Origin of the sequence: Nostoc sp. T09 (assembly GCF_002154695.1) — a bacterium.
Taxonomy (GTDB): domain Bacteria; phylum Cyanobacteriota; class Cyanobacteriia; order Cyanobacteriales; family Nostocaceae; genus Aulosira.
The window spans coordinates 1-20,270 of the sequence record NZ_MTAV01000156.1 but is presented as its reverse complement, the minus strand read 5'-3'; the positions used below and the strand labels follow the sequence as shown (position 1 = coordinate 20,270).

At 44.5% G+C, this 20,270-nt stretch carries 18 protein-coding genes; 10 read left to right on the top strand and 8 right to left on the bottom strand.

The window, feature by feature from the left end:
• Nucleotides 1–249 precede the first annotated feature (249 nt).
• From upp to BV372_RS27390, 3 genes are all read left to right on the top strand, one after another.
• Nucleotides 250–900, top strand: a complete 651-nt coding sequence (gene upp, locus BV372_RS27400; protein WP_086689639.1) for a uracil phosphoribosyltransferase — start codon at nt 250–252, stop codon at nt 898–900.
• Between the two features lie 84 nt (nt 901–984).
• Nucleotides 985–1,338: a hypothetical protein gene (locus tag BV372_RS27395; RefSeq protein ID WP_086689638.1), complete on the top strand. Its 354-nt coding sequence runs from the start codon at nt 985–987 to the stop codon at nt 1,336–1,338.
• Nucleotides 1,339–1,472: 134 nt separating this feature from the next.
• Nucleotides 1,473–1,745 carry a YggT family protein gene (locus BV372_RS27390; RefSeq protein ID WP_086689637.1) on the top strand — a complete coding sequence of 91 codons (273 nt, stop codon included), beginning with the start codon at nt 1,473–1,475 and terminating at the stop codon, nt 1,743–1,745.
• Between the two features lie 76 nt (nt 1,746–1,821).
• Here BV372_RS27390 and BV372_RS27385 read toward each other — a convergent pair whose 3' ends face one another.
• Entirely contained in the window at nt 1,822–2,253 is a 432-nt protein-coding gene (locus BV372_RS27385; RefSeq protein WP_086689647.1) for a biotin carboxylase, read from the bottom strand.
• Between the two features lie 319 nt (nt 2,254–2,572).
• Between BV372_RS27385 and BV372_RS27380 the strand changes: the two genes are divergently transcribed.
• Nucleotides 2,573–3,184 carry a hypothetical protein gene (locus tag BV372_RS27380; protein WP_086689636.1) on the top strand — a complete coding sequence of 204 codons (612 nt, stop codon included), beginning with the start codon at nt 2,573–2,575 and terminating at the stop codon, nt 3,182–3,184.
• Nucleotides 3,185–3,204: 20 nt separating this feature from the next.
• Nucleotides 3,205–4,179: an alpha/beta fold hydrolase gene (locus tag BV372_RS27375; RefSeq protein WP_086689635.1), complete on the top strand. Its 975-nt coding sequence runs from the start codon at nt 3,205–3,207 to the stop codon at nt 4,177–4,179.
• A gap of 81 nt (nt 4,180–4,260) precedes the next feature.
• On the opposite strand, the gene BV372_RS27370 is transcribed toward BV372_RS27375, so the two are convergent.
• The 5 genes from BV372_RS27370 to BV372_RS27350 all read right to left on the bottom strand — a co-directional run bounded on the left by BV372_RS27370 (nt 4,261) and on the right by BV372_RS27350 (nt 11,071).
• A complete protein-coding gene (locus BV372_RS27370; RefSeq protein ID WP_256973481.1) occupies nt 4,261–4,575 on the bottom strand; it encodes a four helix bundle protein in 315 nt (104 codons plus the stop codon).
• Nucleotides 4,576–4,780: 205 nt separating this feature from the next.
• A complete protein-coding gene (locus BV372_RS27365) occupies nt 4,781–6,346 on the bottom strand; it encodes a GMC oxidoreductase (RefSeq protein ID WP_086689634.1) in 1,566 nt (521 codons plus the stop codon).
• An 11-nt stretch (nt 6,347–6,357) separates the two neighbouring features.
• Nucleotides 6,358–7,176, bottom strand: coding sequence for an MIP/aquaporin family protein (locus tag BV372_RS27360; protein WP_086689633.1), 819 nt, complete (start codon nt 7,174–7,176; stop codon nt 6,358–6,360).
• Entirely contained in the window at nt 7,163–9,838 is a 2,676-nt protein-coding gene (locus BV372_RS27355) for a glucosidase (RefSeq protein ID WP_086689632.1), read from the bottom strand. Before BV372_RS27355 ends, BV372_RS27360 begins: the two co-directional genes overlap by 14 nt.
• Nucleotides 9,839–10,273: 435 nt before the next feature.
• Entirely contained in the window at nt 10,274–11,071 is a 798-nt protein-coding gene (locus tag BV372_RS27350; protein ID WP_086689631.1) for a glucose 1-dehydrogenase, read from the bottom strand.
• 1,397 nt (nt 11,072–12,468) lie between these two features.
• Between BV372_RS27350 and mgtE the strand changes: the two genes are divergently transcribed.
• Nucleotides 12,469–13,821: a magnesium transporter gene (mgtE, locus tag BV372_RS27345; protein WP_086689630.1), complete on the top strand. Its 1,353-nt coding sequence runs from the start codon at nt 12,469–12,471 to the stop codon at nt 13,819–13,821.
• Between the two features lie 288 nt (nt 13,822–14,109).
• On the opposite strand, the gene BV372_RS27340 is transcribed toward mgtE, so the two are convergent.
• Nucleotides 14,110–14,577, bottom strand: coding sequence for a hypothetical protein (locus BV372_RS27340; RefSeq protein WP_256973479.1), 468 nt, complete (start codon nt 14,575–14,577; stop codon nt 14,110–14,112).
• Nucleotides 14,511–14,771 carry an NAD(P)H-binding protein gene (locus tag BV372_RS37915; RefSeq protein ID WP_256973478.1) on the bottom strand — a complete coding sequence of 87 codons (261 nt, stop codon included), beginning with the start codon at nt 14,769–14,771 and terminating at the stop codon, nt 14,511–14,513. Before BV372_RS37915 ends, BV372_RS27340 begins: the two co-directional genes overlap by 67 nt.
• Before the next feature lie 182 nt (nt 14,772–14,953).
• Between BV372_RS37915 and BV372_RS27335 the strand changes: the two genes are divergently transcribed.
• The 4 genes from BV372_RS27335 (at nt 14,954) to katG (ending at nt 19,909) form a co-directional block, all read left to right on the top strand.
• Nucleotides 14,954–15,526 carry a PadR family transcriptional regulator gene (locus BV372_RS27335; RefSeq protein ID WP_086689629.1) on the top strand — a complete coding sequence of 191 codons (573 nt, stop codon included), beginning with the start codon at nt 14,954–14,956 and terminating at the stop codon, nt 15,524–15,526.
• A 242-nt stretch (nt 15,527–15,768) separates the two neighbouring features.
• A complete protein-coding gene (locus BV372_RS27330) occupies nt 15,769–16,791 on the top strand; it encodes an aspartate carbamoyltransferase catalytic subunit (RefSeq protein ID WP_086689628.1) in 1,023 nt (340 codons plus the stop codon).
• A 612-nt stretch (nt 16,792–17,403) separates the two neighbouring features.
• Nucleotides 17,404–17,568 carry a catalase-related domain-containing protein gene (locus BV372_RS27325; protein ID WP_256973477.1) on the top strand — a complete coding sequence of 55 codons (165 nt, stop codon included), beginning with the start codon at nt 17,404–17,406 and terminating at the stop codon, nt 17,566–17,568.
• 112 nt (nt 17,569–17,680) lie between these two features.
• The gene (gene katG, locus BV372_RS27320) at nt 17,681–19,909 is read left to right on the top strand and encodes a catalase/peroxidase HPI (protein ID WP_086689627.1); all 2,229 of its coding nucleotides are present in this window, start codon (nt 17,681–17,683) and stop codon (nt 19,907–19,909) included.
• Nucleotides 19,910–20,270 lie beyond the last annotated feature (361 nt).

The following is a 20,270-nucleotide window of genomic DNA, read 5'->3' as shown; positions in this document are numbered from 1 at the left end:
AATTACTTAGTTTCTATCTCAAAAAAAAGAGGGACGAGCCTGCTGCTGCTGGCTAATCCCGTCTGCCGATCCTTAAAGAGAGGAGAACACTTGATAATAATATAGCCTTGATTGAGAATTCTTGTCAACTATTAATGCAATCTATTCTCAATAAGTTAATAAGCCATGATTTTAGCTGCCAGTCGTAGGCAGGACAGAGTATCATGATGTTTCAGTTCTTATATAATTAAAAACCGCCTATTTTTGGCTATGACGCTACAACTGCGTGTTTATGTTCCACCCCATCCCTTAATCAAGCACTGGTTAGCAGTTGCTCGTGATGCAGCCACACCTTCAGTATTATTTCGTAGTGCGATGGTGGAGTTGGGCAGATGGTTGACCTATGAAGCGGCACGAGAGTGGTTGCCGACGCAAGAGACGACTGTGCAGAGTCCTTTGGATTCTTCGCCAGCAACTTTGATTAATCCAGAAGTGCCTGTGGCGGTAGTACCGATTTTGCGGGCAGGATTAGGATTATTAGAAGGCGCACAGACTTTGCTACCTTTGGCTTCGATTTATCACCTTGGCTTAGTGCGCAATGAGGAAACACTACAACCTTCGTGTTACCTGAACAAATTACCAGAAAAATTTGATCCTCAAACGCGGGTTCTAATTACCGATCCTATGTTGGCTACGGGTGGGTCAATGATGGCAGCAATGGCAGAATTGACACAACGGGGTGTCGATCCAGCTTTGACAAGGATTGTTTGTGTAGTAGCGGCTCCCCCAGCTTTGCAAAAACTGAGTGCTGCTTATCCAGGTTTAATTATTTACACGGCTACGATTGATGAAATAGTCAACGACCAAGGGTATATTGTACCGGGATTAGGAGATGCAGGCGATCGCACCTTTGGGACTTAAGCTACTATGCAGCTAGGGTAGGAAAATAACTTTACTAGTGTAAAAGTGTAAAATTCCCAAAGTTTCGTCAAGGTGGTTAAGGATATGAGTCAGCGTGATGGTTTTGTTAGTGGATTTTTTGCCGGAGCGATTTTCGGCTCTGTTGTGGGTGGCGTTGTCGGTGCCTTGATTGCTAATCGTCAAGATCCGGAATTAGTGGCAGATGACGATGCAGAACTGACGAATAACCAAGATGAAGCTAGGAAAATAGTCGGGAAACGTCGTCAGATGAAAGCCTCAGAAACAGAAGGCATGGAGATGGAATCAGCACGGCGATCGCTAGAAGACAAGATTGCCCAACTAAATGCCACAATAGACGATGTACGAAAGCAGCTAGGCAATGTCAATGGCAGTTCACAGCAAGCCATAAATGAACGTTCTTTCACTAAAGATTCTTAAAACACTAACAACGTGGTGAAAGCGCTTAAATGTGGTGCTATATGCCAAAACCAACCGCAGACGCCATGACCTAGATTAAATTAAAATCTATGATAAGACCTTGTTTGTCAACTTAGCAGAAAACCGAGCTATCCATGAACCTACTGATTACCACACTGGCTACTTTCATCCAAATTTATACTGTTTTGCTGATTGTTCGGGTACTCTTGACCTGGTTCCCCAATATTGACTTTTATAGTCAGCCATTTGCGGCTTTGGCTCAGATCACCGACCCTTATCTCAATCTTTTCCGCTCAATTATTCCCCCACTGGGCGGGATGGATTTTTCTCCCATATTAGCTTTCTTGGTGCTGCAATTAGCTGGCGACTGGCTACTGCCGACGCTGAAAGCGATATTGATTTTTTAACCTTGTGCAACGATGGAAATTTAGTTAGGGTGGGCAAATCCCACCCTAATATTAAATAATTCCCGCTGTTAAAAACTTACTTACGAACCTGACCGCTAAACCCAGCAGCTTTAAACTGCTTCAGCTTCAATGGGGTTGGCTGATTTGCAGGTACAGAAATCCTCAGTTCAAAATCACTGATACCTGGTGGTATTTCGGCAATAGAACCTAAACGTGTGCGGTTTTGTAGCACTGAGTCGTTATTGGCATCATAGATCCGACCGAAAATATCTGCATCGTAGACAGTTTTATAAGTAGCATTTTCAGCTTTGCCAGTCACAATAAAACACTTAGCAGCCGCAGAACCGCTACTAATCACAGCGCCTTCTGCCAGTTCTGGTGGACAATCGTTATAAGAAATATCAAATAGTCTAATTTGTGTCAGCGCTACGGCAGGGGTAGTCAAAACCCATAAAAAGACACTGATAAGACAGGAAACAAAGATTACCTTGATTGGTCTTAAATACAAAGTCCTAACAGGTGCAAGTAATCGCTGTTGTACAGAGTAGTTTGACCTAGCTAACCCTAGGAAATTCAACCAAGATGTTATGCTGCTTTTCTTTTCCATATCTAAAAATAGTGGCAACGAAATCTAAGTAACTTTTATACCGAGGCAAGATATATCACTAAATTCAGCACCCGGTATATCCTTGCTGAAAACGCCTTCAGGCATTTTCAGCAATGTTTTTAACCCCAGCTTACCTGAATTTCATTACCAAAGATATTGGAGACTTTCATTTAACTTTTGTAATAATTAGGGAAAATAACCCTTAACTTGCTATTAACATATGACTCCGGATGAGATTAAAGCAGCTTTGCAAGCAGCCTTTAAGAGTTGTGATGTAGCCAGCTGTCCTCTCACTGAGATGCAGAAACAGATATTACTGCAAGTGGTGGAGAAAATTCCGCTGAATTCTAACTTTGGGGTGTTAGAGATTGCTAATCCCTTGGATGAGTTGACCCCAGAAGAGTTGGCAGCATTTTTGCAGTTCGTTAAGGCGCAGGAACAATACAACGGTAATTGGAAAGCGCAATTCCTCAATGATTGGCTGCACGATTCTGACTCTGGAGAAGTACAATTTATCCGGGAACGCTACGGTTTGCAATGGCTCAATCGCCTTCAGTCATATCACTTTGATAAATATGTTCATTTTGAGGATGCACTAAAACTGAAAGTAGGCGATCGCATTGAAATTTCCAATGCTATGTGGGAATGGGTACAAGATGATGGTCCTTGTAAGCGAGAATGGTTTTCCTGTGTAGTGCTGCAAGTTGATGAATTTAGCAATGGTGGTGATTGCTTTAGTAATTGCGTCGTCCGCTTCAATAACGGCGCTGAATATGAAATTCAAGGAATTTATGAATGGAACCGCTATAATTGGCGCTGGTCTCAGAATTAGTAAGAATTCATATTTTCAAGATGTTATCATCTATCAACAGTGTGATACTGTTGGCTACAACTTGCTATCAGGCGATCGCTAGCTTAATAGAAGATCGTCATCTTCCACCAGGCCAACTTATTGATGTAGGTGGCTATAATTTGCACCTCTACACTGCGGGATTGTCTGGCCCGACAGTTATCTTGGAACACAGTTTAGGCGGCATTGAGGGTTATTTACTGCTGCCAGAGATAGCAAAGCTGACACGAGTTTGCATATATGATCGCGCTGGATACGGTTGGAGCGATCATAGTCCTTATCCACGAACTAGTAAGCAGATAGTTGCAGAATTAGATTATCTGTTAACGCAAGCCAAAATTGAACCACCCTATATTCTCGTTGGAAATTCCTTCGGTAGCTATAACGTGCGGTTGTATGCAAAGCGCTTTCCGGAAAAAGTCGTGGGGATGGTACTTACCGATGGACTTCATGAAACTGCCATGTTGGAAATGCCTATCCATTTACAATGTTTGAAACTGTTTTTTCTATCCGGGTTCGTGATGTCCTTTTTAGGATCTATTCTCGGTATTGTGCGATTGCTGAAAGTGATTGGTACATTTGAAGTTATCAAGCGCGAGTTAGTTAAATTTCCCAAAGAGACTTTAAAACCGATTAAGCGTTCTTTCTGTCGTCCCAAACACTGGATTACCATGAGTCGGGAAATCTTAAATCTAGATACTAGTAGCCGCCAAGTTCAGTCAGCCAATCATTATGGTGCATTGCCGATAGTTAGTATCAAAGCCAATACTTTTTTCCATGCTTCTCCTTGGACTCTGTTTCTACCTATGGCAGCAGCTAATCGTTTAAGAGAGCAAATGCACAGTGAAATACTCCAATTATCGACAAATTGTGTGCAAATTCAAGCCGATCGCAGTGGTCATTTTGTTTGGATAGATCAACCAGAGTCAATTTTGACTGCGATTTTGATTCTTCTAGAAAACAGCGATCGCAATTAATATTAGTGGCTCTACCGTACTTGTTCTGCTAAATTAATAGTCTGGGAGAGGGAACAGGGAACGGGGAACAGGGAACAGAGGTTATTGTTCTAGTTTTTTCATAAGAGCAATAATCATTCGACTTTCTTCTCGGAGTAAATAAATAATCGATTCTATATCCGTTTGGCTACATAGTCCTACTCTCTGAGATAAAATAATATGTGTTTCTAATTCGTTAATTGAGCCTTGGGCAATATTAAGAAATCTGATGTACTCAGCCGTTGACCTTCTTCCATAACCTTCTGCTATGTTAGCTGGAATAGATGCCGCGGATCTCCTGATTTGTTGTACCATCCCATACAACTCATCTTTAGGAAAAACTTTAGTTAAGAAATAGCATTTCTCGGCTATATCCATACCTTTTTGCAAATTTTTAAGTCTTTAAAATCATTAATTTCTGACATTTAAAAACCTCTTAATTTATTCATCTGTTCCCTGTGAAGAGTTCCCTCCTTTCAAGCTTCAACCTAGCCTACTAGGTACTGAAGAACCATATTAGTTTCCTAATTACAGCGCCGTCTGCAAGCGGAAACAGGAAACGGGGGAAAAGGCAATATTCTGGTTATTTCAGCCGTTCTAGCAAATGGTCGCCTACACGTAGTGCATTGGCAATGATCGTCAAAGTGGGATTAACTGCGGCGCTAGAAGGAAAAAAGCTACCATCTACGACATAGAGATTATCTATATCATGCGTGCGGCAATTGAGATCTAGCACGGAAGTATTGGGATCTTCGCCAAAGCGGCAAGTACCGCATTGATGACCTACAGATTGAATCGGCATCATGTTGCGGGGGTAGATGCTGAAGGGAACTAGATGTTCTGTGCGATCAACTTGCTGTAAAATTCCTGTCCAACGTTTAATTAAACGACTTCCAGCTTCGATATTGTTGAGCTTGTATTCTAGATGAAGGCGATCGCCTTCTACTCGCACGCGGTTATCAGGATCGGGCAAGTCTTCTGTCTGTAACCACCAGCCAACGGTGCGATCGGCTACAGCTTTCAGTTCTGCTCCAGGTCGCATTTTCAGCAATGGTGCTAGTAATGCCGGCACTTCCGCAGGCAGCATATCTGCCAATACATTACCTGTATTCTGGATCAATCCCATTGGGTAGGGAAAATCTGCGTCACCCCAGTAGAAGTCGCTGATACAAATTGTCTTTTGATAAGAGTCAGGATTGAGTTTAGTGGTGAGTTGTACCATTGCTGTACAGCCATGCTTCATCAGGTGACGTCCCACCAAGCCGGAATGATTTGCCAGTCCATGAGGATGATGCTCATTGAGCGATCGCAATAGCAACGCGGCTGAATTAATTGCTCCACAGGCGACAACAACTATATCTCCAGTAAACCTTTGTGTTTCCCCAGCGACTTCGGCTTCCACATGGGTAACTTCCCGACCAGAGGCGCTGGTGTGTAAGCGTGTGACCTTGGCTTCAGTAATTAGGGTAATGTTGGGATGGTTACGGGCAGGTTGCAGGCAATTTACTTCTGCATCTGCCTTACCCTGAGTTAAACAGGGAAAGCCATCGCAAGTGTTACAACGAATACAGGCACTCAAGCTTTTATCGACTTCGTTGAGTTTCAATCCTAAAGGTAAATGAAATGGATGTAACCCAGCCTTTGTAAAAGCATTGGCTAATTCTTGCATCCGGGATTCGTGGCGTACTGCTGGGTAGGGATAAGGCAGACTCATGGGTGGTTCAGTAGGGTCACAACCAGACTGCCCATGTACGTCATACAGCTGTTCGGCTTGGGTATAGTAAGGTTCAAAATCTTGGTATTTCAGAGGCCACTCTGGAGAAATGCCATCTTGATGTTCAACTTGCTCAAAATCCCGTTCTCGCAACCTTAACAAAGCGGCACCATAGACCTTGGTGTTACCACCTACCCAATAGTTAGTTGCTGGACGAAAAGCTTTGTTGTTGACATCGTACCACTGTTCTTGAGTATGATAGCGCTCGCGCTGGTAGACCTCTAAAGCGCTCCAGTTCTCTTTTTCTCTAGGTAGAAAGCCACCTCGCTCTAAAACCAAGATTTTTTTACCGCTAGGGGCCAGATGGTAAGCCAAAGTCCCGCCACCGGCTCCTGTACCGATGACGATCGCATCGTAGTGCGTGCTGGTTGTCATGAGTTTTTCCTTTAATGAATGGGTAGGCGGTCGCTCAAATTTTGGAGTTGACTCTGCTTATAGTTGCAGCAGAAAATACAGCGTTTGTTGTTTTCGTGGTTGAGTTTGGCGCATTTTACAGCCCTGCGCCCATAAAGGTATTGGTAAATTCCGGCAGCTAATAACATCCCGATTGGTGGTGCAACTACGTAAAGCCAAAATCCACTCCAAATTTGGGCAGGAAATGCAGAGGCTAGACTCCGGGCGGGATTCATCCCAAAGCCAGAAATTGGTGCTTCCAAAAATACGTACAGCATCACTAAACAGCCAGCAAATAATCCGGTGAAGCGGTTAAGTTGTTTGTTGTTGCTGGTGTACAGCACCATTGTCATCATCAGAAAGGCAATTACCAATTCCCCTACTAAAGCCGCTAACCAACCCACAGATCCTGGTACTGTGACGATGTAGTTGATAGGTGGTTGGGTAAATACTTGACCCAATAATATTGCAACTATGTATACACCTGTCAAACCACCTAAACATTGAAAGAGGATGTAAAAGAGAGCATCCTGGCGTTTAACTTTGCCTAAACGGTAGAAAGTCAAGGTGACAGCAGGATTCATGTGAGCGCCAGACTGTTTACCCCAAGGAGAATAGATGATTGCGATCGCAGTAGCTCCCATGACAATGCCAATCAGGAAACGCCGCAAATCGCGATTGGGAATTGCTTGATGGACTGGGGATGCGGGGTACTCAAATAGGCAGCTAAATACACCCGCAGCAATCATGAACAGTCCTAATTCTGCCGCTTCCATCAAATATTCTGGCAAATGCTTTTTAAAGCTTTCCATCCTGTTCCCCCTGTATCCGATGTTCACCACATTGCTGAATCATGGCGGCTACTAACCCTGTCCAGCCGGTTTGGTGACTAGCTCCCAAGCCTGTACCATTGTCGCCGTGGAAATATTCGTGAAATAGAATTAAGTTGCGCCAGTGGGGGTCAGACTGAAACAATTCCAAATTGCCGTATACTGGACGCTGACCCGCAGCATTTTGTTGAAAAATTCCAACTAAGCGTTGAGATAACATAAATGCTACTTCCCGCAGCGTCATTTCTTGCCGCGATCCAGTTGGGCACTCGACTTTGAAGGTATCACCAAAGTAGTCGTAGAACCGCCAAAGTGCTTCGATAATGAGGGCGTTGACTGGGAACCATATAGGGCCGCGCCAATTGGAGTTACCACCAAATAAACCAGTTGTGGATTCCGCTGGTTCATACTGGACGCGGTACTCGTGCCCATCTAGTTGTAGGTTGTAAGGATGGTCTTGGTGATATTTGGATAACGCCCGGATTCCATAGGGGCTAAAGAATTCATTCTCATCTAACATTCGTTGCAGGATGCGTTGGAGTTTGGCACGATAGGCGATCGCTAATAATCTTCTAGCTCCCACCCCTGGCGTTTCCATACAAGCGACATTTTCTTTAAGATCGGGACGATTGCGAATAAACCATTCCATGCGCCGCTTAAAGCCGGGAAACTGCTGCAAAGTTTCTAATTCCAGCACTGTGACTGCAAATAAGGGAATTAGCCCCACCATTGAGCGCAATTTCATCGGAAACTGCTTTCCATCAGGTAAGCGTAGGGCATCGTAATAAAAGCCGTCTTCTTGATCCCAAAGCGCAATATCTGCATTACCAATGCCATCAATAGCATCAGCGATATATAAAAAATGCTCAAAAAACTTGCTAGCAATGTCTTCATAGGAAGAATCTTCTTTAGCCAGTTCCAAGGCGATCGCCAGCATATTTAAGCAGTACATTCCCATCCAGCTTGTGCCGTCTGCTTGGTTAATATAACCGCCCAAGGGCAGTTCTTTGCTGCGATCGAATACGCCGATGTTATCCAATCCCAAAAAGCCGCCTTGAAAGACATTCTTGCCTTCAACATCCTTGCGATTTACCCACCAAGTAAAGTTGAGCAGCAATTTATGAAAGACACGCTGAAGAAAAGCGCGATCGCCTTTACCGCTAACTTTCTGCTCTATTTGGTAAATTCGCATCGCCGCCCAAGCCTGTACTGGCGGATTGACATCGCTAAATGCCCATTCATAGGCAGGTAGTTGTCCGTTCGGCAGCATATACCATTCACGGGTGAGGCGATCGATTTGCTGTTTGGCAAAATCTGGATCGATCAATGCTAAAGGGATGACATGAAAGGCTAAATCCCAAGCAGCAAACCAAGGATACTCCCATTTATCTGGCATCGAGAGAATATCTTCACTAAATAGATGCACCCATTCATGATTTCTGCCCGATTGTCTTTGTGGGGGTGGCGGTGGTTGTCCCGGATCGCCATTTAACCAGTCATGAACAACGTAGTGGTAATACTGTTTACTCCACAGCATTCCCGCAAATGCCTGTCGCTGGATGTTGCGCTCATCTTCAGATAGGGAAAACGGGCAGATGTGTTGGTAAAATTCTTCAGCTTCCTGCTGGCGAGTTTGAAAAATGGCAGCAAATTCTGTCCCAAATGGCTGAGTTAGGGTTTGTTGATTATTCAGACGCAGGCGAACTGTACGGCTTTCTCCTGGTGCAAAGGTTAGCAAATAGTGGGCAGCATATTTAGTACCGATGCGATCGCTATTAACTGCCTCTTTTTGCCCATGCACTATGTATTCGTTAATTCCATCTTTGACGTAAGATGAACCATTACTAGTACCAAACAACCGCTGATAGTTGGTTTCGTTGTTAGTAAACAGCGATTCTGCCTCACCCTCACAATAGAGCCAGCGTGTTCCTAAGGTTGAGTGTTCAGCTTCAATTTGGCTAAAGTCTGGTTGCGATCGCGCAATCTTGAGAAAAGGCGGCTCAATTTGCGGATTCCACTGCCAGATGTTGCGAAACCAGAGGGTTGGTAGCAGATGCAGAGTACTCGATTCTGCGGCGCGATTGGCGATTGTAATCTGAATCAAAATGTCTTCTGCTGTGGCTTTGGCATACTCAACAAAGACATCAAAGTAACGGTTCTCAGCAAAAATACCTGTATCAAGCAGTTCAAATTCTGGCTCAAATTTACTGCGTTGCTTGTTTTCGTCCACCAGCTGCGTGTAAGGAAATGCTTGCTGGGGGTACTTGTACAGGTATTTCATGTAGGAATGGGTAGGGGTACTGTCTAAATAGAAGTAATATTCTTTGACATCTTCCCCGTGATTGCCTTCATTTCCCGTCAGCCCAAATAATCGCTCCTTCAAAATGGGATCATTGCCATTCCAGAGGGCGATCGCAAAACACAATCGTTGGCGGCTATCGGATATCCCGGCAATTCCATCTTCTCCCCAGCGATAGGCACGCGATCGCGCCTGATCGTGGCTGAAGTAGTCCCAAGCCCTACCATCAGGGCTATAATCCTCGCGTACAGTGCCCCACTGCCGCTCACTTAGGTAGGGACCCCATCGCTTCCAATAGGCGGTGCGTTCCCGATTTTCTTGCAACCTGATTTGTTCTGGAGTCATAAGTTAACTCAAAAGTTAAAAGAATAAAACCTATCCTTGGCAAGGATTTTGGCTATTTGGTATATGCAATTTGAATGTCGCTCAATTTCTCTAGGACTTACGCAAGAACCCTCTAAAACCCTCTTTCCTTTGTGTCCTACCCTTCTCCTGCGGAGACGCTACGCGTAGCTTGCTTAAGCGTAGGGGTACGGCAACGCCCGTCGTAGGATGCCCGTTCGCGTAGCGTCTCCTTTAGGAGAAGGGGTGTAGGGCGAACGCCGAACGTGTCTTTGCGGTTTGTTTTTTCATAATTTTGCGTAAGCCCTGTTCTCTAAATTAGAGTTCACCAGTATTTTCTGGTTCTGGATTAGGATAGGGATGAGAGCAAGTTAAATACTGAATGAGGACTCATGACCACAAGTCTGATCCCAGTTCCTTCCTTCTGCCTTTTTCTGATTACTGCTCCTGATAATTCCACAACAAACCACCATCAACAAAGAAAGTCGTGCCTGTTATATAGTCAGATTCCGCAGAAGCGAGGAAAGCAACTATTGATGCTACATCTTTTGGTTGCCCCAATCTTCCTAGCGGAATGTTTTGTAATAACGCGTTCAGTTTTGGAGGATCGTTCAATAATTTAGTGTTGATTGGGGTTTCAATCGCCCCTGGAGCAACGTTATTAATTGTGATTCCAAAAGGAGCCAATTCCACAGCTAAGTTACGGGTGAGCATCTTTAATCCTCCTTTGCTGGCACAATAAGCAGCAAAATGGGGAAAGGGTAATTCTTCGTGAACCGAACTGATATTGATAATCTTGCCAGGGCGTTTGGTTTCTAGCAGATGATTAACTAATGCCTGAGTCGCAAAGAACACGCCTTTTAAATTCACGTTCATCACGGCATCGTAATCGGCTTCAGTCACTTTCCAAAAATCAGCATTTTTCTCAATGCCTGCATTGTTAACCAAAATATCCAATTTTCCAAAGTGAGTGATACTATCTGCAATCATTCGTTGCACATCAGCAACCGTGCCAGTATCTGCCTGAATTGTAAAGCCATCAACTAAATGACATTGCCCACCTGCGGCTTGCACTTTTGCTAAAGTTTCTTCTGCACCCTCTGGATGAGAACGGTAGTTAATAACAATATTTGCTCCTTCCTCAGCCAACCGAATAGCAATAGCCTGCCCGATACCCTGGCTACTACCTGTAACCAGTGCAACCTTACTTTCTAGCTTCCTAGATGCGAGTGTCATAGATTTTCATTAATTCTTAATTAGGTCTTAATCAGCCTGAATTGTGATGAAAATTTGCAAGCTTTTAGCAGTCCTAAAGCAACTTTGCAAGATTGCAAAAGTTGTATATAGCATACAATAAATAATTATAAACGCATCAATGTACATAAAAAAATTTGCGATCGCTAGCAATGTTAGAGAATTAAGTTATGTACATAGATAGATTGCCAAAAAATCTAAATTACCCATTAGCTATTTGCTGAATATCAAACAATTGCTGCTGACGGCAATACTGTTTTAAGTTACTTTTGCGGTAGTCTTGCACGGAATCTAGAGTAATTGGCTGTATTTTTTAGAAAAGGTGAGCATATGACAAGGAATGTCAGCGTGAATCATAAGCTTACCTCTCTGATGTCATAACTATCAGAATTTCTGAAGGCATTAACGAAATTTTACCCACACTCTTGAATTTTACATTTGTGGAATATTCGTTGGAATTTTAGATGTTATCTTCAATCTTTTACTTCTGAATTCACAAGTAAGGCTTTGCAATTAACCCCAAAATTTACGGAATAAATTCAACCTGATATTTAGACAATATCCTTACAGATGGCGTAATTTCTATCTTGGGCAAGATGTTTACTATTTTTTATTTCTTAAAAGGATATCTGTTGCCATTAAATGAGTCTAATTTTATCCTTGGATACTTAATGCTAGATACTAAAGAAAGAGAAATTCGTTGCTGATTTTATCCAAAATCAACAAGTTATTTTGGATGAATGTTAAGTATAATGCTACTTGATTATTGTATTATCAAAAAAATTATCCAATAGCATTCACTTTACCAAAACTATACTCAAGCCAAGTGTATTGATAAACTGCTATAAAATTAGTAGATGGAGGCTGAAATATGAGTTTTAATTAGATTAATAGCTTGATAACTGCTTTATGGTGTGGGAGTAGCATCTTGAATAAACGAGGTAAGACAATCAACGCCAGTGACGCCCAAATTAAGCTGTTAATTGAAAATGTGATCGCAAAATACTTGATTTCGTCTCTAACCTGAGGACTACTACCATATTGGTAAATATTTTGACTGTGTAAAGTTTACTGATAAATTTTATTATTAGCTTGACACAGTATGTGGCAGTAGTAAAATCTACTCTTATTAAACGAAAAATCAGGGCGATGAGTTAGGTACTTGTGTGGAATGCCACAAATTCTACACACTGAATACTTTGCATCTATTCGGATAACACCATTCCGGGTTAGTATATATGACTTAGCGATGCCTGATTGGATATCGATATTGAATTGTTGAATTTTATGGACCATAGTCCACAAGACGGTAGTATCAACCTCCTCTGATCTGGCGAGACAGTCTCCCAGCGCGGGGGAGGCTATAGGAGGGAGGTATTATGCTCATGCAAGATGTGCGCAATTCTGTTGTTGAAGTTTCCGACTTAAACCAACTCAAATGGAATTTGAATCATTTACAACCAGTTGATGTTGGTGAATACATTACAAACTTGCCTACAAATCAACGAGCGATCGCGTTTCGTTTGCTCAATAAAGCTCAGGCAATTGATGTTTTTGAATATCTACCTACAGAAGTACAAGAAGAACTCATAAATTCCCTTCATGATGTTCAAGTAGTACAACTTGTGGAGGCAATGAGTCCTGATGAACGAGCAGAATTATTTGATGAATTACCAGCTGGGGTAATCAAAAGGTTATTACAAGAATTAAGCCCAGAACAAAGGCAAGCAACAGCAACAATTCTTGGCTATCCTGAAGGTACTGCTGGGCGCGTAATGACCACAGAATATGTCCGGTTGCGCGAAGGATTGACCGTAGGTGAAGCTCTGAGTAAAATCCGCCGTCAGGACGAAGATAAAGAAACAATTTACTATGCCTATGTCACAGATGACAACCGCACTTTGGTAAGGGTGGTTTCACTGCGCCAACTATTATTTACCTTTCCTGATGTATTAATTAGAGATATTGCTAGCGATCGCGTCCTCAAAGTCAGAACAGAAACTCCTCAAGAAGAAGTCGCCCAAATCATGAAGCGTTACGACTTAATCGCTATTCCGGTTGTTGACCGGGAAGACAGATTAGTCGGCATTGTCACGATTGATGATGTAATCGATATTTTAGAAGAAGAAGCAACAGAAGATATTCAAAAATTAGCGGGTGTGAGTGGTGATGAAGCAGCTTTGTCTCCTCCCGGAGTTACCATTCGCAAACGGCTACCTTGGCTATTAGGAATTATGGCTCTTTATGTTGGCGCAGCTAGTGCGATCGCTCCTTTTCAATCTGTGATTTCCGCAGTTCCAGTTTTAGCAGTCATTATGCCAATTTTTTCTAATACTGGTGGTACTGTTGGTATTCAGGCATTGACAGTAACAATCCGGGGTTTGGGTGTAGGTGAGGTGACATCCAAAGATACTATGAAAATTCTCCGCAAAGAACTTTTTGCCGGGATAGGCACAGCGGTAGCTTTATGTCTGACAATGATGCTGCTTTCCTTGATTTGGGCCCGGCCTCAAGAGCGATGGGTAGCTTTAGTTGCAGGAGCCGTGATGGCAAGCAATACTATTGTGGCTGTCACCCTTGGGACTTTACTACCAATGGGTTTAAAGCGGCTGAAGCTAGATCCTGCTTTAGTTAGCGGACCGTTAGTAACTACAATGCTAGATACAATTGGATTTCTCACCTTCCTCTCATTAATTTCTGTAGCTTTGAACGTATTGCATTTACCAACTTGAAGAAAAGCAGAAGGCAGTCCCAATGAAACAAATTTCACAGCCAAGCATGAAAGTGGGACTGGGATTTTTACTTAGCACTTTCAAGTCAGGAGGTGAGACAGCGCGGTCTTGGGGGTCTCCCCCATGAGCGACTGCGTTCGCCGCAGGCGTTCTCGAAGAGTACCCGAAGGGCAGGAGACAGAAGGCAATTACTTATTAACTCTTATCTTCTCCCCAATTCAAGATACAGCAGATTTAAAGTTCGTGAGGTACACAAGCTAAGTCTGTTACCCAGGTATAAAGCGTGTTTTACTCCTGTATTCTGAATTCTGTATTCTGCTGTATAACTACGGTTTTTTGATACCAATCAACTACATCAGTTAATGTTTCTTCTAAAGGACGAAAAGTAACTCCTAATTCTTTAATTGCCTTTGCAGAGTCAAGCTGATTTTTTTCATGCATGATGCAGATTCCTTCTAAAGGAATAACTGATTTTTTACTAGTCAATCTGGCGTAATTATCAGAAAACCAGGCTAAAATCACAGTTAAATTGTAGGGAATTCGCAGTTTGGGAGCAGGTATTCCACTAATTCTTTCTAGAGTTTGGAAAAGATTTTCTAGAGTGTAATATTGTCCGGCTGTAATGTAGCGATCGCCATTTTTACCTCGCTCAACTGCATTAATCATTGCTTGTGCCACATCACGAGCATCTACCATGCAAGCACCACCATCAAGAATTCCCGGAAATAGGCGGCTGTATGAAATAAAATGTCGCATCCTGCTAATTCTTCGGCAAAGCTATCGATGTCCAGCATATCGCCCTGTACAAGGGTAATATCTAAGTCGCTAAAGATTTGAGATGCTTTTTCGGGGGAGCGAACTAAAGCTTTTAGTGAATATCCTTGCTCAACTAATAAGCGCACTAAGTTGTTACCTAGTAAACCTGTACTGCCTGTGACAAATGCTTTCATCTTTGTGTCCCTAATTTTTTAAGGATGATTGCTAGCTCAGATACCGCTATAGCGCCTGCGATCGCTTAGGCAAAAGTTAACTATCTGTAGCTACGTCGAGGATTATTATGGGAATCCAAGGCTAGAGCAGTTTGAAAATTTATCCCTATTTATATCTTAAAGATATATATCTGAAAAATGTAATGTCAAGAGAAAACAAAAGCAAATACGCCATTCTAGGAATATTGAGTTTTGGCCCCAAGTCTGGCTACGACATCAAAAAGAAGATTGAAGCCAGTACCAGCAATTTTTGGAGTGAGAGCTACGGGCAGATTTACCCTATCCTCAAGCGGTTGGTTGCAGAAGGATTAGCAACGCAATCGATAGAGGCGCAAGTTGGTAAGCCAGATCGCCACGTGTATCAGATCACAGACAATGGACTCAAGGAGTTACAACAGTGGTTAATAGCGCCTGTTGAGCCGCAAGTAGACAGAATTGAAATTTTGTTAAAGCTGTTTTTTGGGCAACAAATGACTGTAGCTGACAATATTCGTCATATAGAAAAATTTCATAACTTGCAACAGCAATTGCTGCAAAAGTATCAAGCTATTGCAGAACAGGTAAAACTAAAGGAGGCTGATAATCCGAATGCTGCTTATTGGCTAATAACAGCTAGCTACAAGCTGCATGTAACGCAGGCACTAATTCATTGGTGTGAGGAAACGCTTACTCAATTAAGACAGCAGACGAGCAACAGCCACAAAATAGGTGATTAATTCTTATTTGGCAAACAAAACATCTAGGCCTTCTGAAAACCTCTGTGTATCTTTATATTTGGTGCTTCTACCTCCAGAATTAACTAACCATCATTAACTCGATATTTGTATTATTCATTGTTGTATTTAATAGGTATCTAATTTGATAGAAGACAGGTGGTATCATTGCCTCTGCATATGTAAATTAAGAGCTGTAGAGAGCTACTCAATCACATCTCTACATAAAAAACCGATCAATATCTATGCCTAGTACCACCTGGAATCGTCATCACATTCTTTCTCTTACTGACTTCACTAACGTTGAATACGATGCAGTTTTGCAGACTGCTGCTAGTTTCCAAGAGGTGCTATCACGGCGCACAAAGAAAGTACCCACTTTGCAGGGACAAGTGGTAGCGAATTTATTCTTTGAACCTTCCACCCGCACTCGCAGTAGTTTTGAAATCGCAGCCAAACGTCTTAGTGCAGATACGCTGAACTTTGCCGCAGCCACTTCTTCTATGACTAAGGGAGAGACAATTCTCGATACGGCTAAGACCTATTTGGCGATGGGAACTGATATCATGGTAATTCGCCATCGAGAGGCAGGAGTACCAAATGCGATCGCTGAAGAAATGGATCGTTTAGGTGTGAAGGTGAGTGTGCTAAATGCTGGCGATGGTCAACATGAGCATCCTTCCCAAGCACTGCTAGACTTATTTACCATCTGTACTCTCATTGACCCAGCTAATCCCCGTATCGAACTTTTAAAAGGTAAAAAGATTGCCATTGTCGGGGATATACTGCATTCTCGCGTAGCCCGATCAAATATTTGGAGTTTGACTGCAAGTGGTGCCGAAGTGCATTTAGCAGCACCACCCACCCTTTTACCAAAGTTATTTGCTGAGTATTTCTCTGAACAAACAGCAGAGGAAATAGAAATAACTACCCCCTATAAACGGCAGTTGTTTTTACATTGGCAACTTGAACCAGCTTTGCGTGATGCTGATTTTGTCATGACTTTGCGCCTGCAAAAAGAACGCATGACTGCGCATTTACTGCCGAGTTTACGAGAATATCATCAATTGTTTGGCATTACACGAGATAAACTGCGACTTTGCAAGCCTAATGTCAAAGTTTTGCATCCAGGCCCAGTCAATCGTGGTGTAGAAATTAGCTCCGATTTAATGGATGATCCAGAATTTAGCCTCATTCAAGCACAAGTTACCAGTGGTGTAGCTGTGCGTATGGCGTTGCTGTATCTCATCGGTAGTGGCAAAGTTTAACAGTTCAATAGCAAACTACCTTAGCTGAAGTCATCAGGGTAATCTATAACATTCTGAAACCTTTGCGAAAACCTAATTACGAATTCCGCATGGCGGTACAAGGCAGACGCACAAGGCAATTCCCAATGCAAATGTTCAAACTATCTGCATTGATGCTACTCAAACTTCTTCTCTAGCTGAATACTAGGTGCGCTAGCTCCTGTTCACAAATAGATACATATTACAGTTTATTACAATCTTTGCTTGAACTAGCTATCTCGAAGTCATTTTGACTACGATATTAGAACAAACTCATAACGACTGTGAGTAAATTTACTGTTTATAAGTTCGAGCTAGACCGCCTAAACAGATATTGCAACGTTTCAGTAAATGATGGAGAAATCACCCAGTATGGCAGACCCCAAAACATTGACGACTGCTAATGGCATTCCAGTTGCAGATAACAGAACTCTTTGACAACAGGTACTCGTAGCTATCAGGATGCGCCAAAGCAGAATTGTGCTTATGCAGAATCAGTTTTGGACTTAGGCAATGTCAAAGCTCAAAGCCAATTGCTAGGATCATCGTGTTGGAAATGACGATTACACCCAAGCAGGCGATCTCTATCGAATCATGGCACCCAAGCAACAGGAGCGTCTCATCCAAAACATTGTGGGCAGTTTGAGTCAGGCACGAACTGATATTCAAATGCGCCAACTTTGCCATTTCTTTCGGGCAGATGTCAATTCCGGTCGCCGTGTCGCACAAGGATTGGGGATTGCATTGATCCATCCATGATTCCAACGTCTGCTCAATCCGTCAGAGCCTAATAATTAACGTAAGTTCGATTTGTTTGCTATACCAGCAGTACATCAAAAAATCAACACTACAACATTTGACAGGAGATACTATGAGCAGCGAAAGCGGATGCCCGTTTTCGGGCGGAGGTCAGAAACATCAGCCTCGTCATGTGCCGTCGAACCGAGAGTGGTGGCCGCATTATTTGAATCTGAGCATCCTCCACCAGCACTCACCCCAGGCCAATCCTATGGGTGAGGCGTTCAACTACGCTGAAGAGTTCAAGAGTCTTGACTTAGCTGCCCTGAGGACAGATATCTATGAGCTGATGACCACCTCTCAGGATTGGTGGCCAGCTGACTATGGTCATTATGGGCCGCTCTTCATCCGGATGGCTTGGCACAGCGCAGGTACGTATCGGATTGGCGACGGTCGCGGCGGTGCAGGCTCGGGTAGCCAGCGGTTTGAGCCGCTCAACAGTTGGCCAGACAATGCCAACCTCGACAAGGCGCGCATGTTGCTTTGGCCAATTAAGCAGAAATACGGCAAGAAAATCTCGTGGGCCGACCTCATGGTCTTCGCCGGCAACTGCGCCCTAGAATCGATGGGCTTCAAGACGTTGGGTTTTGCCGGTGGGCGCGTGGACGTCTGGCAGCCAGAGGAAGACATCTACTGGGGTTCTGAGAAAGCCTGGCTCGGCAATGAGCGTTACAGTGGCGATCGCGTGCTCCTGAATCCTCTCGCCGCCGTTCAGATGGGCCTGATCTATGTGAACCCAGAAGGACCAGACGGCGAGCCTGATCCGGTTGGCTCAGGGCGCGATATTCGCGAGACCTTTGCTCGGATGGCGATGAACGATGCAGAAACGGTCGCGCTCACTGCTGGTGGGCATACCTTTGGCAAATGTCACGGTGCGGGCGAAGCGACGCACGTGGGTGATGCGCCTGGGGGTGCCACTATCATCGATCAGGGCCTCGGCTGGAAGAGCACCTTCAACACGGGTGTCGGCGTCGATGCGATCACCAGCGGTATCGAAGGCGCATGGACCCCCACGCCGACACGGTGGGACAACAGCTATCTTGAAACCCTGTTCAAATATGACTGGGAGCTGACCAAGAGTCCCGCTGGCGCGTGGCAATGGAAGCCCAAGGGCGACGCGGGTGCAGGTACGGTGCCCGACGCACACGATCCGTCAAAACGGCACGCCCCGATGATGACCACGGCAGACATGTCCATGAAGATGGACCCCATCTACAACCAGATTGCGCGGCATTACCTCGAACATCCAGATGAGTTCGCCGACGCGTTCGCCAAGGCGTGGTTCAAGCTGACGCACCGCGACATGGGACCGCGATCGCGCTATCTCGGTCCAGAGGTTCCTGAGGAAGAGTTCCTGTGGCAAGATCCCATCCCCGCAGTTGACCATGAGTTGATTGATGAGCAGGATATCGCTGCCCTTAAGGCGAAGATTCTTGCTTCGGGACTGTCTGTCTCCCAACTCGTTTCGACGGCTTGGGCGTCAGCGTCAACGTTCCGCTGCTCCGACATGCGCGGTGGCGCGAATGGGGGGCGTATTCGTCTCGCGCCGCAGAAGGATTGGGAAGTCAACCAGCCAACTCAACTGGCAACGGTGCTGCAAACCCTAGAGGCGATCCAACAGGAGTTCAACAGCTCGCAGTCTGGCGGGAAGCGAGTTTCGCTCGCTGACTTGATCGTTCTGGGCGGATGCGCAGGCGTCGAGCAGGCGGCGAAAAATGCCGGTCACGACGTGACGGTTCCCTTCAAGCCCGGACGCACAGATGCGTTGCAAGAGAAAACGGATGTCGAGTCCTTCGCCGTGCTTGAGCCGACTGCGGACGGGTTCCGCAACTACACTAGCGGCAAACATAGCGAATCGCTCGAGGAGTTGTTGGTCGATCGGGCGCAATTGCTGTCCCTGACAGCCCCTCAGATGACGGCTCTCTTAGGCGGTTTGCGCGTCCTGGGTGCGAACTTTGGAGGGTCTAAACACGGCGTCTTCACCGATCGGCCAGAGACGTTGACCAATGACTTCTTCGTGAACCTGCTCGACCTGGGCACGACATGGAAGGCGACCTCTGAAGATGAATATGAGTTCGAGGGAAGCGATCGCAAAACAGGGGACCTGAAGTGGACTGCTACCCGTGTTGACCTCATTTTCGGCTCGAACTCTCAGCTACGAGCCCTCGCGGAAGTTTACGGAAGTGTGGACTCACAGCAGAAATTTGTGAATGACTTTGTGGCGGCATGGGACAAGGTGATGAACCTTGACCGCTATGACCTTCGCTCAGTCTTGGCGGAAAGCTCTGCGAGGGGTTTCTAGGCGTAACCTCACCCAACGATCGGTTAAACAGAGGTCGAGGCTACGCTAACCTGTGGAAGTCCTGAACGCGGCTGGAAGCCAGAAACAAACATAAGGGTGGCATTTCAAGATAAGTTGAAACGCCGCCCTAGCTAGTGCATTAACAGGACGTGAGTTCGATAGGTTGAAAATGGCATAAAAAAAGGCTGAGACTGTTAGGACTTACGCAAAAGTCACGGAATTCCGTCATTACGAGCGTTCGACGAAGTCGTTCCCGTTCGGCAAAGCCGTTCTCGAAGAGTAGGGTAGCGACGTAATCGCCTGAAATTCTGGGATTGCTTCCCTACACTACGTTCCGGTCGCAATGACAAATTTTGCTTGC

Bases quoted from the DNA above. Each gene is read 5' to 3' on its own strand.
- upp (WP_086689639.1), top strand. From the start codon at position 250: ATGACGCTACAACTGCGTGTTTATGTTCCACCCCATCCCTTAATCAAG.
- BV372_RS27395 (WP_086689638.1), top strand. From the start codon at position 985: ATGAGTCAGCGTGATGGTTTTGTTAGTGGATTTTTTGCCGGAGCGATT.
- BV372_RS27390 (WP_086689637.1), top strand. From the start codon at position 1,473: ATGAACCTACTGATTACCACACTGGCTACTTTCATCCAAATTTATACT.
- BV372_RS27380 (WP_086689636.1), top strand. From the start codon at position 2,573: ATGACTCCGGATGAGATTAAAGCAGCTTTGCAAGCAGCCTTTAAGAGT.
- BV372_RS27375 (WP_086689635.1), top strand. From the start codon at position 3,205: ATGTTATCATCTATCAACAGTGTGATACTGTTGGCTACAACTTGCTAT.
- BV372_RS27370 (WP_256973481.1), bottom strand. From the start codon at position 4,575: ATGGATATAGCCGAGAAATGCTATTTCTTAACTAAAGTTTTTCCTAAA.
- BV372_RS27365 (WP_086689634.1), bottom strand. From the start codon at position 6,346: ATGACAACCAGCACGCACTACGATGCGATCGTCATCGGTACAGGAGCC.
- BV372_RS27360 (WP_086689633.1), bottom strand. From the start codon at position 7,176: ATGGAAAGCTTTAAAAAGCATTTGCCAGAATATTTGATGGAAGCGGCA.
- BV372_RS27355 (WP_086689632.1), bottom strand. From the start codon at position 9,838: ATGACTCCAGAACAAATCAGGTTGCAAGAAAATCGGGAACGCACCGCC.
- BV372_RS27350 (WP_086689631.1), bottom strand. From the start codon at position 11,071: ATGACACTCGCATCTAGGAAGCTAGAAAGTAAGGTTGCACTGGTTACA.
- mgtE (WP_086689630.1), top strand. From the start codon at position 12,469: ATGCTCATGCAAGATGTGCGCAATTCTGTTGTTGAAGTTTCCGACTTA.
- BV372_RS27340 (WP_256973479.1), bottom strand. From the start codon at position 14,577: ATGCGACATTTTATTTCATACAGCCGCCTATTTCCGGGAATTCTTGAT.
- BV372_RS37915 (WP_256973478.1), bottom strand. From the start codon at position 14,771: ATGAAAGCATTTGTCACAGGCAGTACAGGTTTACTAGGTAACAACTTA.
- BV372_RS27335 (WP_086689629.1), top strand. From the start codon at position 14,954: ATGTCAAGAGAAAACAAAAGCAAATACGCCATTCTAGGAATATTGAGT.
- BV372_RS27330 (WP_086689628.1), top strand. From the start codon at position 15,769: ATGCCTAGTACCACCTGGAATCGTCATCACATTCTTTCTCTTACTGAC.
- BV372_RS27325 (WP_256973477.1), top strand. From the start codon at position 17,404: ATGGCACCCAAGCAACAGGAGCGTCTCATCCAAAACATTGTGGGCAGT.
- katG (WP_086689627.1), top strand. From the start codon at position 17,681: ATGAGCAGCGAAAGCGGATGCCCGTTTTCGGGCGGAGGTCAGAAACAT.